Raw genomic sequence first — 14,535 nt, 5'->3', positions numbered from 1 at the left:
ATGGCGTATACAATTAAAAAATCTGAAATCATTGATTATTCACCAGAATCTTTAAAAGATTTCGAATTGTTGATGTATGAATATATAGACAATCTACATTTTACTTTAAACCCAAACAAGTGCCTTGAAAATGCAGATGAATATATTGCAATTGCTAAAGAAATATTTTTAAAATTCGGTTGGGCTGGAGATGGTAATATTGAATTAATGTGGGTGCCACCATTCATGCTAAAGGATGAAGATGGGAAGACTTTATTTTGGAAAAAAACAAAAGGAATTATTGTCTGGCATGTTAAACAGGAAAGTGATGGGATTTCTTGGTTATTAATTCCAAGTGAATTAAAACTGACGTAAGAAAACCAATCTCCAAACTTGAATAGCAATTGTTGATAATAAGAAATAAATACTGTAATTAAAATGGAACTAGAAGAAATAAAAAAAGAAGCTGCACAGTATCAATTTGAGGATGTAAAATCTCTTTCAATAAAAGTTGCTGAGCTTAAAAATAAGGGTATTTCCTTTTTAGGTTGTGTAGCATTTGTACAAGTCAACCAGAAGATCTCATTAAAAGAAGCCCAAGAATTAACCTTACAGCTAGAAGCATATACCAAAGATGAAAAGAGAAAAATCCAAGAAGGAATTGATGTAATGCTTAGTGATTTTAAAGAGGAAGAGTAAAAGTAATCAGTAAATGGAAACCCAACATAAAGGGTATTGAAATAATGAATGGAAGAGAAGAATTTACATTAACCTATAGAAAATCTGTATTAAAACATTATTTCAAGATTGAATTGTAAAAATATAAAAATGAAAAAAATAACAGCAACTATCATTTTTACAGTAATAAATATCACTAGTGTCTTTTGCCAAACTAAAGACACGATTTTTAATGCTTATGTATCCGTTCGAAGTGAGGAGGTTAATTTTTCAAGCCTCAAGAAAATGGAGAATACCAAAATTGAAGACTATGAAGGTGTTTATTATTTTGGGGGTTCTGAGTCTGAGTCCGAATTGAAAATAATTTATAGCAATGGTAAACTATTTGCTTGTTCGAAATATTATGATTGGGAAAATGATAATTGGGTACTAAAAAACGAACGAGAGTCTATTAAGTATGAGAAAGGAAAAATTTACATATCTGATAAATCATATCAATTATATACCTGTATAGATGATTCTAATTTATTCTTAAAAAAAGGCGATAAAGGGTTAGCTTCATTTTATAACGAAGTCGAAAAGGGTAAAACACTGCATTACCTACAGTTTAATCATCATAGTTTTATCAAAAAACCTTTAGGAAAATATCCTGAGACAAGTTTTATAGAATTAATCCCTCTTGATTTAGAAGGTTTTTCAATAGGGGATTTGCAGATTATGAGAAACGAAATTTTTGCTAGAAAAGGACATATTTTTATACAAGGTGGAGAAATGGACAAATATTTTTCTCAAAAAGATTGGTATAACTCATTAGAAAAGTCAAGAAATCCAAGCCTGACCACTATTGAAGAACATAACGTTAATCTTATTCGTTCATTAGAAAACAGGTAACAAAACAGGTGGAAAAGTGATCTATAAACAATAGAGAATATTACAATATGATCAGAAGTAAATAAAAACTTGTATATGGATAAACCTTTGATTCAAATTTGGGATTCAGTTGGATTAGGGCTCATTATAGAATTTCCATCAGGAGTTATGATTTCTAACCAAACAGGAGGGACTTCTTGTTTACACGCAAAAACTGAAGGCGTGTATATGCCATTAGCAAATGATTATAATATGGAAACCAAAGAGTTTTTAAGTCCGGAAATTGAGCTGACAGCATATTTTCAAGGATCAAAATATAAAGGAAGTGGAGCTATCAAAGGTATTGATCTTGAAGATGTGGAGGCAATACGTGCAATTATGGCTACATCAGGTTTACATGAATGTATCGAAATAGACTTAAACAGGTTAAAGGAATCCCACGAGGCCTGGATTAGAATAAAAATACTTGACAACCCTAATAATGCACTAATAAGAGGATTTAAAGGGTATCCTTTAAACGGAATATTAACTTGGTCTAATAGTGATTAAACGAGGTCCTAAAGTGTTCGCTAATATAAGAGTCATATCGGTAATTCTAAATAAATGAAACTAAAAACCCCCATAGAAATGGATTACTTTATTTTTTAAACATGAGAAATGGAAATTAACTATAATCACGTAATTAAGCTTTTAAATTCTGAAACAAATAAAATTGTTGAAGAATTGCGAATAGATAGTACTAAGGAATTAGTAGATAGAAAAAAGAATATTAATAACGCAATTAAATGGTTGAAAAAAGGAATGGATAATCAAATCAATCCAGATTTAAATATCATTACGATTCCTGAAAAAATTACAAAAACACCATCTTCCGAATATAGATTAATTGAAGATCATGAATCTGATGAAAGAAAGTATTGGACTGAGGTTAAACTTAATAATGAAGAATTGAGACCATTGACTGGAGATTTTTTGATTATGAAATAAACGAACAACATAAACGAACCCTAGTAGAACGTCAATATTAATTGGTAAAATGAAACTAAAAACACCCATAGAAGTTGATTTTTTGGAGTTTTTTAAAACGGGAAAATTCGATTATTTAAAGTTAGGACAAACCAAAGAATGGATCATCAATAATTTTCCGGATCCAGATGGCTATGACGCCAGTTTTTTGACAGAAGAAGTAAATATCTGGACCTATGGTGGTATTGAGTTACATTTTGAAAATAAAAAGCTGTATTTGATATTTTCTGATTATTGGTACGAAGGGAAATTAGAAAATAGTAAACAATTAAAACTTAACAAATGGATTTTTAATGATATTGGTAAACTGAATTTACGGTTTGTTTTAGAGTCATTAAATACACAGAACATCGATTTCAAAAAGAAGACAGATACATTAGGAGTGCTTTTACGATTAAATAGTGGGGTGGAGCTAACATTTGAAAATTTAAATGATATTGAAGGACTAGACACCAATGATTTTCATTTAACTTCTTTCGGACTAGTAGCAGAAAACCCTCATCGTTGGAAGTAAAATAAGATTTCATCAGGGTTTGAAATTAAGATTAGTGAAAAAGATACTATCCATAAATCAATGACGGATGCGATTAATGAAATATAAACTGAAATGATAAAAGCCTATATAGCAATTTCAATTTTACTAGCGTCAATATTTTGCTTGTATATACTTAAAGGAATTTCATTTGCCGGACAATTGAGTGATAAAATTCTTTTTTGGACTTGGCTATTAATGACTGTGATCATAGTTGTAAGATTTATTAAAAAAAGATGGGTTAAATGGTATGTAAGTATCATTGGCTTTTTGATTATTTTGAGTTTAATCCCCATGGGAACTCCGTTTCTGATGTTAACTAATTTTACTCTGGATATTAATGGTGATTACGAGGTTAGGATTGAAAACTATAGATTAAGAGAAGAGAAACAAGGTATATATAGTTCACCAATAATTAAAGTTATTAAAAATATAGGAGTATTCGAGATAGAAATTGATGAAATGGATTTTGGTGAATGCGCAGGTGAATATGATACCCTTTCAAACGTCAATGAAATTAATGTGTTAGAAGAAGATAACAATGTATTCTTTGTTTTTAAAATAAGAGACTTTCATTGCAAACGGAAACTTGGTAACTATAGGACGATGAACTTATTATAATTATGTAATAAGAAAACCTATTAATCAATAAGTATAAAATCACAGATAGCTAACCTTTTGAGATAAATAAAAAAATGAACAAAATAGTATTTCTTTTAACCTTTATAGTATTCACTTCCTGTTCACAGAAGAAAGAGAATGCTAATAATTCGATACAACCCGAGCCTAATGATAATCAAATTTCAGAAATAGAAAAGTCAAACACAGCAGAACTAAACGAAGAAGTTTCATTAGGTAACTACAAAGGCAAAATTGGAACCAACTTAGACGTTGTATTTCATTTAGAAGATGAAAATGGAAAGGTGTCAGGATTTTATTATTATGAAAAAACAGGAATAGATATCAGTATACATGGTCATATAACAAAGGATACTTTAATAGTGTATGAATTGGATTTCAAAAAAGATACCACTGCTTTGATAAAAGGAACTATCAAAGAATCTGGTATTCAAGGTAAGTGGGTGAGTGGCACAACTAAAAAAGAATATCCATTAACCTTGGATATCATAAGAGATGAAGTACAGCCTTTGCCCACAACTATAGAAGGAAAATATTATGATGAAATGTGTGGTCTGACACTTTCTGTATTCAAGTCAAAAGGCGCATATTTTTATGAGTATAGTTCAAGCGAGAGAAACCTAAAAGGTAAGATTCGTTTTATCAGAGGTGATGAATTGTATATAAACCTGGAGAATATAGAATATGCAGAGGATTACTTTGATGTAAGTTTGGCAGAAGAAGATCCCGAAAAATCAAAAGAATATGAAAGACTGAAGAAAATAGGAAAACGAAAAATCGGAGTTGAATGCCTTTATACTACAGAAGAAATACTAATTCAAAATTATGGCAATGCAATGAATTATTATGTGAAATTATATGATTGTGGCGAGAAATATATTCATTTCAAAAAGCAATAAGTAGCATACCTAACAAAACTCAATTAAAATACGGCAAGCAGCAAACAATCACTTTTATCCTTACCTTTTCTTAAATGTTTACGAAATGAAATATATACACTACGTCATACTACTAATAATAGGATGTTTCACCTCTTTTTTCCTTTGGATGTATATACAAAGAGCTAATCTTGATTATAACAGTGAAGGAACATTTTTATCTTTAGATGACGGAGTTGTTTATAAAGAACAAACAAAAGAAGTTTACGGAATTCTTGCACTTTGCGGATTGATTTTGACAGGAGTACTTGTTTACAAATTGATAAAAAAATAAACGCAATGGATATTACGGAGGCCAAAAAATTGATACACAAAGAGTTTAATGCAAAAAATGGTTTGGATGTGCTGTTTAGAATGAGCGCAGATGTAGAAGAAGAACGAATAAGAGAGTTTTTAAAAGCTCTAAATTGTATCAAAGAATATTATACTGACAAAAAAAATATTGAAAAAAAGCTGGTGTACCAACTGTTTAGTATGCATCAAACCTTACAAGCCAGCATGGGCCATTGGAAATCGAGCAGACCAGAAGGTTTAGATACAGATACTTGTTTTAAAATTTTTGATGGTATAAGAAGTATTTTTTCAAAATAAAGTACTTGGAAAATGGAGTATAATTTAGCCGCAATTTTTAAGAAAATAGTCGAAGCATCAAAGCATACAGAAGATGGTGGTTTCACGGTGAATGAGCTATGGAAATGGGTGGTTTTTGATTCAGAAAACTTGTATTTGAACAATTCCTTGACCATTCACAATCCTTCTGGTATTGCTGTCAAAGGAAGAGAAACCAAAATAGATACTACTATTTGTATTTATGGAAAATATTTTCTCTTTGATTTTATAGACCACGCACCTTCCTATAGAATCATCTCTTTAAAAACCCTTCAGGAATTAGTGAGTTTGGTGCTGTCAAATTCAGGTATTTTTAATGGTTTTACATCCATTCAGATACCAATTATCAACGGTGAAGTTAGTAATCTGGATGAAGTAATGGCATTCATGGATCAAGCAGGACTAAAAGGAGTATCAATACATCAAGAATTCATAAACGATTTTCAAAAAATATTAAATACAACCATAAATGGTTATGAATTTTACAGTACTTTAAAAGAAGCTCGAAATTGTGTCATTTCATTTAAAGAAAAAGGAATTTCTCAGCAAAAAGCATACGATATAGTTTTGGCTATCAAATTGGTATATATTGCTTTTGGAATTCATAACGTAGATGATTTGATAGATGAAGTATTGGATCATATATCCGGTTATATTGGCAACAAAGAACTATGGATCTGGGAGAAACCTCTCTAGCAATATGTGCATTGATCAAAGAAAGAATATAACAACGTGAAAAGAAGACAGATATATGGCTTTAGACTTTCATAGACTTGATAATAATGAATATTTATTCGGTTTGGATGATACCAAATATGCTCATTTAGAACAGCTATTGATTATGTTTCAACAAAAGACAGGGATAAATGTAGACGCTTATAGTGATACAATACTGTCTATCGATCATCAAAAAGTAATTCTAAAACTCATTGATATTTGGATTAGCGATACGGATCTTAATCAGGATAAACCAAAAATAGTTACAATTATTTGGTTTAAAACGTGGTTAGACCATTTTTCTAACAAAGGTATTGACCTAAAATTGTTAGGAGATTAAATAAAAAAAGAATTGTAAAAACTATCTAAATAGAAGCAAAAAAATATTTATCTATGATTAAAAAAAGTAAGCAGAAGGCATTTACGATAATAGTAGTTTCTTTTTTAATACTATCGTTATGTTTTAATTTATTCCAATGGAAAGAAAAACAATCGTATATAGAACGAATTATAAAGAAAGATAAGGCCATTACAGAAATTCGGAATACGATAAAAATTATTACAAAAGCACCTAATTCGATAGATGCAATTCAGGGCGCACTAAAAAAAGATTTCAATGTCGCTTCAGAAATTATGTATAGCGAAATAGATAGTTCATTTTCTTTTGTTGTTACACCCAAAGATTGGAATCAAATTGATTATCAAGGAATATGGACATTTTATGGGCTGCAAATTGTTTTTGATAAACAGCAAAAATTTCAGCAAATTGACTTTTATAAACCATAAGCAGTGGAAGAAAAAGATACACTTCAAAAGTTAAAAATACTAAGAGAAAAATTGTCCATTCCTCTAGACGTTGCAATGCAATTGCTAAAGGAAAATGATGGTGATGTATTCATATGCGAACAAGAATTTCATAAAAACAACCTAAATACCATATGCAGACTTGCGGAATGCGATGAAATAATAGCTAAAAAGTATTATCAAATCTGCAATTTTGATATAGAGAAATCCATAAAAAAGATTCACCAACGTCTATTTTTTCTTACGACCACCCCAAAAGAAACTATTGATAAAATAGGATTCATACTATGGGCAGAAAATGAAAGGTTAGATACGTATGTAACTTCAAGAGACAGAAGCCTGTTTATTCAGACAAAAGATTTTGACTACATTATCGATGCATTTAAATCCGTTTTTCCAATTATAGATCAAAAAGGAACTATAACCGATAAACATTTTAGTACTACTAGTAGTAACTTTTTTGATAACAAAACCAGTCGAATCATTGTAAACCGAATGTCCAGAATTAAAACCAAAAACCCTAATGTAGAAGCGTTTTTGAGAGATCTTATTAAATGGTTTAATATTCAATTAAGATATGCAGATACAATAGTTGTTTATGGGAATTTATAAAGATCGAATACAGGACGAAATAAGTAGAAACACGAATAGTAATTGAAATGGGTTTTGAATATAAAATAATAGCAAAGTTTACGGAGAAAGAGATTTCAGAAATTAAATGTATACTCGAAACAAGTAAAGTTTTTGATAAAAAATACGTGTTCAATACAAAAGCATTCTGGGATTTTAGACAACTTGACAATAAGGGTAAAATGCCAAATATTAGTATCTGTTTTGAAAATGATGGAATTTACATATGTAGGTATGACGGAAGTTATATGTGGAAAAATCTAAGCCCCTTAAAAGATTATATAGAAAGTAAAAAAAATAAGTACACAATACTTGACTATCAGGAATAGCAAATATGATGAAACAATTAAAAATTGATGATATCAGTCTATCAGATTTCCCAATTAAAGAAATTTCACTTGGAGAAAATAAAGACGAAATTAATATTGTTTCAGAAGGTTCCATTAGAATTAGTGATTTAGAAAAATATAATGAAACACGGATAACAATAAAAAACTGGAAAAAACTACACGTTATCAAGTATGTAACAAAGAATCCCTTTACGAAAGGAGTTTATTTTGAAATAGATTGGACGAACAACCTTGAAACATTTGATTGTATTCAAGAAATCCTCCTTAAAGAAAAAACAACATTAATATTAAATGGATTTAGTAAAGAAAGTGCTGGGTGGTTAACATATAAGTTTGAGGAGTTCGAATATGAAATCAGAACCGTATAAAATGACAAACGAAGACAAATACAATCTCTATAACGCTGAAGACTTGAAAAGTATGACACTGTTTGAGCGGTATAAATATCTTACAGAAAACGATGAAGATATTGTAAAACTCAAAAAACAAATTAACGAAATTGTAGCTCGTAAAAAGTTGTCATCAGTAATGAACGACACCAAGTGGTTGCAGTTACAGCAAGGAATAGAAACTCTACCTTTTCCACCTGCGTATAACGAAAAGTTAGTACAATGGAATGAAGCCAAGTTTAGGTTTAATGATTCTAAAAACGAACCCGCTTATTTAGGAGATTGGTCAAGTTTTTGGGAAGAAGGCCTTCCTATATTCTTTACGATCGAATGGTTGGAAATAAGACCAAAATATAAAAAAAACATAGGACGTTTAGTTCCTCCAAAAATAGTAGATGAAACTGCAGAATTGATTCAACTACTCAATAAATTAAATATTCCTTTTGAAGAAGAAAAAGGATCAATAATTATTTATGGTTATAAGTAAACCCTAAGAAAAAAAAGAATGAAACGTACTGCAGAAAACATAAAACAATTAGTGAAACAAGAGCTATTGATGATTACAAACCTTGTTGTCAAAAATGAATTGGTATCACTATTAATACCAGAACCCATTGCTCACATGAGAGATTGGGATTATGGAGCAGCTGATGACACCTATGAGTGCTGAACCATCGCTATAGATGAAAAAACAGATACATCCATAGTATATTCTGATTTTGGATTTGGCCCTAAAACACCTTGGGGGTTAGTCCCTACAAACAAATTATGGATCGGAGCCGATTCAAGTTGGTTTGGTAGCCTAATCCAATGCTATTTAGATTCATTTTCTGCCAGTGAATTACCTATTTGGGTAGTAGAAAAGGAGGTGGGTGCCATACGAACTGTACTAACACAAAAGACAAAAATGGCAATCGCTTTTAATCAAAGAGACACCTTGATGAAAGAGGATAGTAAAGGAAGATACTATGTGACCTATATGTTGAAATAAGATGATAGTATTTTCTAAATCGAATTAAAGAAACCTATTGAAAATGAATTTTGAATCATTGAAACAGCAAATAAAAACGGCCACTAAAAATGCCTTTTTAGAAAATCTAAGAAAACACGGAAAAGAAATTTGCGGATTTGCATTGGTAAGTGATGATGGTGCTATGACAGTAGTTCCATATACAAACACCAGTACCCACTTACAAAAAATGCAAAAAGAAGATCCAGTTTATAAAGAAGTATATGAATTTGAACCTGCTGAATGGTATACATCAGATGGAGCAAATGATGAAGTAAATGCTATTTGTAAAACTTTAAATAAAGAGGTTTTAAGAGAAAATGTAAATTTTGAGGCTTTTAAAAAACAGTTATTTGAAACTTGCGTAGAAGTATTGGAAGAATTACAACATGATAATTTTTTAAAGGATAACTTACAGAAAGACATTTTAGTATTATTTAGTATATCCGACACAGATGAACCAGAAGAGAATCTGATAAAATGGTCAAAACGTACTAATACTATCACTTATGCAGAAGCTTACCAAGCATATAAAAATAAAGTGTGGGAATAAAAATTAGAGAATAGTATGATAAAATTTGTAGAATGCTTAAACGATACTTGGGATTATTTCTTTTTAACGGATCCCGCCAGTCTTTTACAATTTAAAAAAGAAAATAATTTATCAGACGATTTGATGTATGACTTTACAACCAATGAAAGTGCTGAATTAGCTACTCAAAATGGAGTAATAATACCTATGAGTAATATTAGTAATCAACCATACACTGTTTTTTTTAATACCAATAATCAGACATCTCAATTTGATAAAGAAACAAGCACTTTATTATTTAAAAAGAGTGGATATGTTTTGAATGTAATCAATAATGAAATTTGTTTAGTGACTGTTCCTTATTTAAAAAACTGGACTTTAGAAAATGGAATGAATCGTTTAAAAGAGGCCATAAAAATGGGTGTAAGACAGAGTATTACGCTTCAAAACGGTTGTTACGCTATTACTATTTTGGGAGGCTTTACGTTACAGGAAAGAGAACAAGAAGCTACGTTTGAGTTTCAAATCAATCCAATAGCAAAAGGAACACAAAGTACCGTTACTGATATTGGATTCTGTTATTTAATAGAATAAAAAATACAATGAGAGAATACCCAGCAACATATCAAGATAAAAGAGGCACCGAAGAAATTATTATAAAATCTGATGGCAGCGATATGTATTTTACCCTGAGAGGTATTGATTTTGAAGGTACAGATTTTGAAATGCTTACTGCAGAAGAAATAGATGATTCTAAATTCGACTACGAGATGTTTGCTGATGGTTCTGGAGATATAACCAACTTTAAACTTACTATAACAATTCCTACACAATTTTACAATTCCCTATCCAATCAAACCTTTACAGAAAGCTTAGTAGCGCATATAGAAGTAGGTGAAACCACGGCGATTGATGGATTGGATAGCGAAATAAGCTGTCTAAAATTAACAACTTCTTTTGGTGAGTTTACAGTTGAAAAAAAACTAGAATGGATGGAAGATGCTTTAATAGCATTGCAAGATCAGTTGCCCCCAAACATCTATTTGAAAACTTGTTTGAGTTGTAAGTACAGTAATTACAGTCCCTACGGAAATGGAATGTTTGGGAATATCTATTGTTTTAAAAAAATAAAAGAAGCACTCAAAAAAGTGCAACAAAAACACGATTTATTACATTTGTGGACAGCAGAATTAGTGCAAGAAGGAAAGATATTTTCGGTACAAGAAACCTTTGATTGCCCAGAGCATCGACTACCAACAGAAGGCGATTGGTATTATAAAAGTTGGAGAAAGTTAATCTCCAAAAACGAAGAAATGGAACTAGCAGAAAATAGCTTGTTTTATAAGGAAATGAATACCCTCTTGCGAAATCAGTTTTCTGCTATCAAGCAAGCTATTCATCCCCGATACGAACAACTATTAAAAGAAAGACAATTCTACCACGCGTTACCAATCATTTGTAGGTTTGAATATTCCTCATACGGAGGCAATAGACAATGGCGATTAGAATTGGATTTTGATGAGTATCAATGGTCAAACGAAACAGTAAAACCACATTTTTTAAACGCCTTGGTGTATTTAAGCATAGGAAAAGAGTTGATTTATTTTAAATATCAATTGTGCAGTTCATTTAATGATGAGCTATTTCCAATGGAAGAAGAAAAAATTGAAATTCAAAAATTAAATGATACAGATTTTGTAACAGAAAAAATAAACGAAGTACAACAGTTTTTAAATAGTTTACCCAAGCGTTTTATTCAAGAAATAGAAAAAATAGACTTTGATGATTTAGAGTTCTTAGAAGATATGGAAGAATTGTATCAAGTAATCAACTTACATAAACGTAATGACACAAAAGAATTTCATGCACGAACCCAATTATTTCTTTTAGACGCCATAGCGTTGATGAGTATGCATATTAATGATTATGAAAAAATCATACTAGAGTATGCCAGAAAAATGTATACAAAAGAAATACCATTCTGTATGAATACGCTAAAAAGCTTCCGTATCATCATAGCAAAAAAAAGGCTCAGTGAGGTTAATAATAAAGAGGAGAGAGTACACGTGTTACAAGCAATGAATGGGTTTTTAACACCCTTTGAGGAATATAATAAAAATGATAAAATCGAAAGACCGTATGAACTTGAATATAAAATCGATGATTTGATGCAAGCAGGATTAGAATGGAAACAGTTAATTCCTTTACTAAAAGAACATTTCCCGGAAATTTAAAAAATAGACCTTTACAAATTAGAATTTTTAGAGAATGATGAAGATGAATAAAAAAATACAAGAAAAATGGAAAGAAGGCTATCTACCCGGTTACGATTGCATCACCTATGGGGATGGAACATTTACTATTGCGAATACCTATAGTGTTATTGAAACGGAAACAAAAAATAGCAAACGCTTTTGGTTTCCACTATGTGACACTACATTAGAAGGAATTCTAAAATATGATGATGATATTTGGACGGAAATCGACATTTATCACGGTGCTTTTGAGTATGAAAATCAAAAATTTGTATTTGGTGATGGGGCTATGGGTAACGAAGGTTACATTGCTTCAACAACGGTAACAGGAGAATTAAATTGGGCTATCTTTTTTACATTTTCAAATCCTATACACAAAGCAGAAGTGAAAGACGAACACCTAATATGTTATGGAGATACAGGTGCAATTATTGATATAGATTTAAACAATATCACCAAAATAAAAGTGATCCAACAAAACGATTGGGAAAGACAATAAACTAAAGAGTTGAACTATGTCAATAACTGTAAATGGTTATGAAAAGAATTTGAATCTAGCTAAAGCCAGGCTTAAAAAAGCAAGTCTGGCAATTAGAACATCAAACACAGGAAAAGATTGGCAAGAGTTTAATGAAGCCTCTAAGAATCTTCTAATTTGTGAACGTCAACTCGCTGCTTCAAAAAACGAAGAATATGCTGATATTATTGACTTTCCAGTAGCTTGGGATGTAGGGGCTCCCTTACCTCATTTGTTTATGAATGACAATAAAGCATATTTACTGTTTTATATAAAATCGGTTGATCCAAACTGGGATGGAACGTATACTACTGTGGTGGATACTGCAAGCGATAACGTTGCCTCGTTGGCTTTGGTTGAATTTGAGCATTGTACATCTGCAAAGTTGGGTTCACCAAACGATGAAGTATTAGAAGGTCATCCAATTATATGGAAAAGGTCTTGAATTCTATGCTCCTCTACAAATTATGAATTCGAACTGGATACAAGAAATTCAGAAAGAAAATAGTATACACAGTAATTATAATTCAGAAAATTGGAAAAACATCAAGCACTTCTTTTTTTGCTTTCACGATACTACTTTTGAATGTATTGCAAAGTCTTTTAAAGTTGAATTATACCAAACCAGTTTTAAAGATTTACTGACCATTGTATTTGATAAATTGATGAGCTAAAACAAACCTGAATTACGATCTCAAATAGAAAACATACTATTAAAAAACTTCTGAATACACACCACAAAAATACGCAGCTTTTAGTTATTAAATTTTCTTCAAGTTTAGAAACGACGTTTTACATCATACAGGTTTTTCAAGAAGGTTTATTTTTTGTAGGATACCCCGTTAACTTTTCTGTAAGCGCAATCCAAAACGGACTAACGACTAGTGTTAGCGAAATAAGACTGATGGTAAAATTATACCCAAAGTCCCCAATAATTTCTAATCCGTATGCTGTAGAACTCAGCAAAAAACTTAATTCACCAATTTGAGCTAGTAATGCGCCACCCAATAATGCTTCTTTCCAATTGCATGAGAACACACGTAGAATTAGTGAATTCAGTAAATGATTTACAATATAAACCACCAAAATAACTAGCAGAATAGTCCAAAAATTTTCCTGAATAAAACTCAGATCCAGTTGTAAACCAACACTTATAAAAAAGAAAGAAACAAACAGTATTCTAAAAGAATGTAACGTATCGTGTATCCAATGAGTAGCTCTTGCAGCATTAATGATCATTCCTCCAACAAAAGCACCCAAGGCCGAAGATAGTCCGAAGAAAGAGGTCGCTAACGCACCTCCAAAGCATAAAAAAATTGCCATAAATACCTGCAATTCATGATCTCTGTATATTTTTTTAGAGAAGGGGAGTACGATAATGCCTTTTACATAGATATATCCCAAAACGGCAATAATTAAAATCGCCCCTGTTATCATTAAGATCACACTCTGGATCGACTCTGATTTTCCGCCTAATTGCGAAATAATAATTAGTAATGGTACCAAAGCCACATCTTGTGCCAAAAGAATACTAAGCACATTTTTCCCAACTTTGGTGTTGATCAATTTTTTATCCTGTAATAGCTTGATCACCACGGCAGAACTGCTCAACGCGATAACAAAACCAAGAACTACCGATCTCGCAAAACTCCAATCATAATAATATCCAATCGATAAAACCAAAAGAACACTAATTATAATTTGTGCAAGCGTTCCGATAACGGCAAGCTTCCACCGTTTGAGAAAATCGATAAGATTGATTTCCATTCCGATAAAGAACAGTAAAAGAATCACACCTAATTCTCCAAGTAAATGGATAGATGCACTATCCTTTACCACACTTAATCCGTGATCTCCCAAAATAACTCCGACCAGTATATACCCTATGATATAGGTTTGGTTAAATTTTCTGAGAATAATACTGATAATAATGACCAATATCGCCAAGATAGAAACCATGGTAATAATTGGATCTAGCAACGAAGTAAAGAATATCAAGATGTAATTTTTTATGTATTGTTAAAAGTAGTTCTTTTTTTAGGTTCTGTTCATAGTATATTT

General features: G+C 31.1%; 24 protein-coding genes. 23 read left to right on the top strand and 1 reads right to left on the bottom strand.

Features of this window, described 5'->3' with window-relative positions; genetic code table 11:
• From ACE94K_RS15225 to ACE94K_RS15115, 23 genes are all read left to right on the top strand, one after another.
• Positions 1 to 354, top strand: a complete 354-nt coding sequence (locus ACE94K_RS15225) for a hypothetical protein (RefSeq protein ID WP_378174040.1) — start codon at positions 1 to 3, stop codon at positions 352 to 354.
• Positions 355 to 417: 63 nt separating this feature from the next.
• Complete coding sequence (locus ACE94K_RS15220; RefSeq protein WP_378174038.1) at positions 418 to 678, top strand: hypothetical protein; 261 nt, start codon at positions 418 to 420, stop codon at positions 676 to 678.
• 129 nt (positions 679 to 807) lie between these two features.
• Positions 808 to 1,548 carry a YARHG domain-containing protein gene (locus ACE94K_RS15215; protein ID WP_378174035.1) on the top strand — a complete coding sequence of 247 codons (741 nt, stop codon included), beginning with the start codon at positions 808 to 810 and terminating at the stop codon, positions 1,546 to 1,548.
• Between the two features lie 75 nt (positions 1,549 to 1,623).
• Positions 1,624 to 2,076, top strand: coding sequence for a DUF6210 family protein (locus ACE94K_RS15210; RefSeq protein ID WP_378174032.1), 453 nt, complete (start codon positions 1,624 to 1,626; stop codon positions 2,074 to 2,076).
• 108 nt (positions 2,077 to 2,184) lie between these two features.
• Positions 2,185 to 2,514, top strand: a complete 330-nt coding sequence (locus tag ACE94K_RS15205; RefSeq protein ID WP_378174029.1) for a hypothetical protein — start codon at positions 2,185 to 2,187, stop codon at positions 2,512 to 2,514.
• A gap of 49 nt (positions 2,515 to 2,563) precedes the next feature.
• A complete protein-coding gene (locus ACE94K_RS15200; RefSeq protein ID WP_378174026.1) occupies positions 2,564 to 3,067 on the top strand; it encodes a hypothetical protein in 504 nt (167 codons plus the stop codon).
• Positions 3,068 to 3,160: 93 nt separating this feature from the next.
• Entirely contained in the window at positions 3,161 to 3,706 is a 546-nt protein-coding gene (locus tag ACE94K_RS15195) for a hypothetical protein (RefSeq protein ID WP_378174023.1), read from the top strand.
• A 74-nt stretch (positions 3,707 to 3,780) separates the two neighbouring features.
• Positions 3,781 to 4,623 carry a hypothetical protein gene (locus tag ACE94K_RS15190; RefSeq protein ID WP_378174021.1) on the top strand — a complete coding sequence of 281 codons (843 nt, stop codon included), beginning with the start codon at positions 3,781 to 3,783 and terminating at the stop codon, positions 4,621 to 4,623.
• A gap of 85 nt (positions 4,624 to 4,708) precedes the next feature.
• Positions 4,709 to 4,936, top strand: a complete 228-nt coding sequence (locus ACE94K_RS15185; protein ID WP_378174018.1) for a hypothetical protein — start codon at positions 4,709 to 4,711, stop codon at positions 4,934 to 4,936.
• A gap of 5 nt (positions 4,937 to 4,941) precedes the next feature.
• A complete protein-coding gene (locus ACE94K_RS15180) occupies positions 4,942 to 5,253 on the top strand; it encodes a hypothetical protein (RefSeq protein WP_378174015.1) in 312 nt (103 codons plus the stop codon).
• A gap of 12 nt (positions 5,254 to 5,265) precedes the next feature.
• On the top strand, positions 5,266 to 5,967 hold the full coding sequence (locus ACE94K_RS15175) for a hypothetical protein (protein WP_378174013.1): 702 nt from the start codon (positions 5,266 to 5,268) through the stop codon (positions 5,965 to 5,967).
• Between the two features lie 55 nt (positions 5,968 to 6,022).
• Complete coding sequence (locus tag ACE94K_RS15170) at positions 6,023 to 6,328, top strand: hypothetical protein (protein WP_378174010.1); 306 nt, start codon at positions 6,023 to 6,025, stop codon at positions 6,326 to 6,328.
• A gap of 53 nt (positions 6,329 to 6,381) precedes the next feature.
• Positions 6,382 to 6,774: a hypothetical protein gene (locus tag ACE94K_RS15165; protein WP_378174007.1), complete on the top strand. Its 393-nt coding sequence runs from the start codon at positions 6,382 to 6,384 to the stop codon at positions 6,772 to 6,774.
• A gap of 3 nt (positions 6,775 to 6,777) precedes the next feature.
• Positions 6,778 to 7,404 carry a hypothetical protein gene (locus tag ACE94K_RS15160; RefSeq protein WP_378174004.1) on the top strand — a complete coding sequence of 209 codons (627 nt, stop codon included), beginning with the start codon at positions 6,778 to 6,780 and terminating at the stop codon, positions 7,402 to 7,404.
• 47 nt (positions 7,405 to 7,451) lie between these two features.
• The gene (locus tag ACE94K_RS15155) at positions 7,452 to 7,751 is read left to right on the top strand and encodes a hypothetical protein (RefSeq protein ID WP_378174002.1); all 300 of its coding nucleotides are present in this window, start codon (positions 7,452 to 7,454) and stop codon (positions 7,749 to 7,751) included.
• A gap of 5 nt (positions 7,752 to 7,756) precedes the next feature.
• On the top strand, positions 7,757 to 8,140 hold the full coding sequence (locus tag ACE94K_RS15150) for a hypothetical protein (RefSeq protein ID WP_378173999.1): 384 nt from the start codon (positions 7,757 to 7,759) through the stop codon (positions 8,138 to 8,140).
• Between the two features lies 1 nt (position 8,141).
• Positions 8,142 to 8,648 carry a DUF6678 family protein gene (locus ACE94K_RS15145; RefSeq protein ID WP_378173997.1) on the top strand — a complete coding sequence of 169 codons (507 nt, stop codon included), beginning with the start codon at positions 8,142 to 8,144 and terminating at the stop codon, positions 8,646 to 8,648.
• A gap of 18 nt (positions 8,649 to 8,666) precedes the next feature.
• Positions 8,667 to 8,831, top strand: coding sequence for a hypothetical protein (locus tag ACE94K_RS15140; protein ID WP_378173993.1), 165 nt, complete (start codon positions 8,667 to 8,669; stop codon positions 8,829 to 8,831).
• 364 nt (positions 8,832 to 9,195) lie between these two features.
• Positions 9,196 to 9,723 carry a DUF4303 domain-containing protein gene (locus tag ACE94K_RS15135; RefSeq protein WP_378173991.1) on the top strand — a complete coding sequence of 176 codons (528 nt, stop codon included), beginning with the start codon at positions 9,196 to 9,198 and terminating at the stop codon, positions 9,721 to 9,723.
• Positions 9,724 to 9,738: 15 nt separating this feature from the next.
• A complete protein-coding gene (locus tag ACE94K_RS15130; RefSeq protein ID WP_378173988.1) occupies positions 9,739 to 10,296 on the top strand; it encodes a hypothetical protein in 558 nt (185 codons plus the stop codon).
• Positions 10,297 to 10,304: 8 nt separating this feature from the next.
• On the top strand, positions 10,305 to 11,936 hold the full coding sequence (locus tag ACE94K_RS15125; RefSeq protein ID WP_378173985.1) for a DUF6304 family protein: 1,632 nt from the start codon (positions 10,305 to 10,307) through the stop codon (positions 11,934 to 11,936).
• A gap of 43 nt (positions 11,937 to 11,979) precedes the next feature.
• Positions 11,980 to 12,456, top strand: a complete 477-nt coding sequence (locus tag ACE94K_RS15120; protein WP_378173982.1) for a hypothetical protein — start codon at positions 11,980 to 11,982, stop codon at positions 12,454 to 12,456.
• A gap of 16 nt (positions 12,457 to 12,472) precedes the next feature.
• Entirely contained in the window at positions 12,473 to 12,919 is a 447-nt protein-coding gene (locus tag ACE94K_RS15115) for a hypothetical protein (protein WP_378173979.1), read from the top strand.
• 365 nt (positions 12,920 to 13,284) lie between these two features.
• On the opposite strand, the gene ACE94K_RS15110 is transcribed toward ACE94K_RS15115, so the two are convergent.
• Entirely contained in the window at positions 13,285 to 14,472 is a 1,188-nt protein-coding gene (locus ACE94K_RS15110; protein ID WP_378173977.1) for a cation:proton antiporter, read from the bottom strand.
• Positions 14,473 to 14,535 lie beyond the last annotated feature (63 nt).

This window comes from Aquimarina besae (assembly GCF_042434905.1).
GTDB lineage: Bacteria > Bacteroidota > Bacteroidia > Flavobacteriales > Flavobacteriaceae > Aquimarina.
Note: the sequence above shows the minus strand (reverse complement) of the source record. Positions and strands in the feature narration are given on the sequence as shown.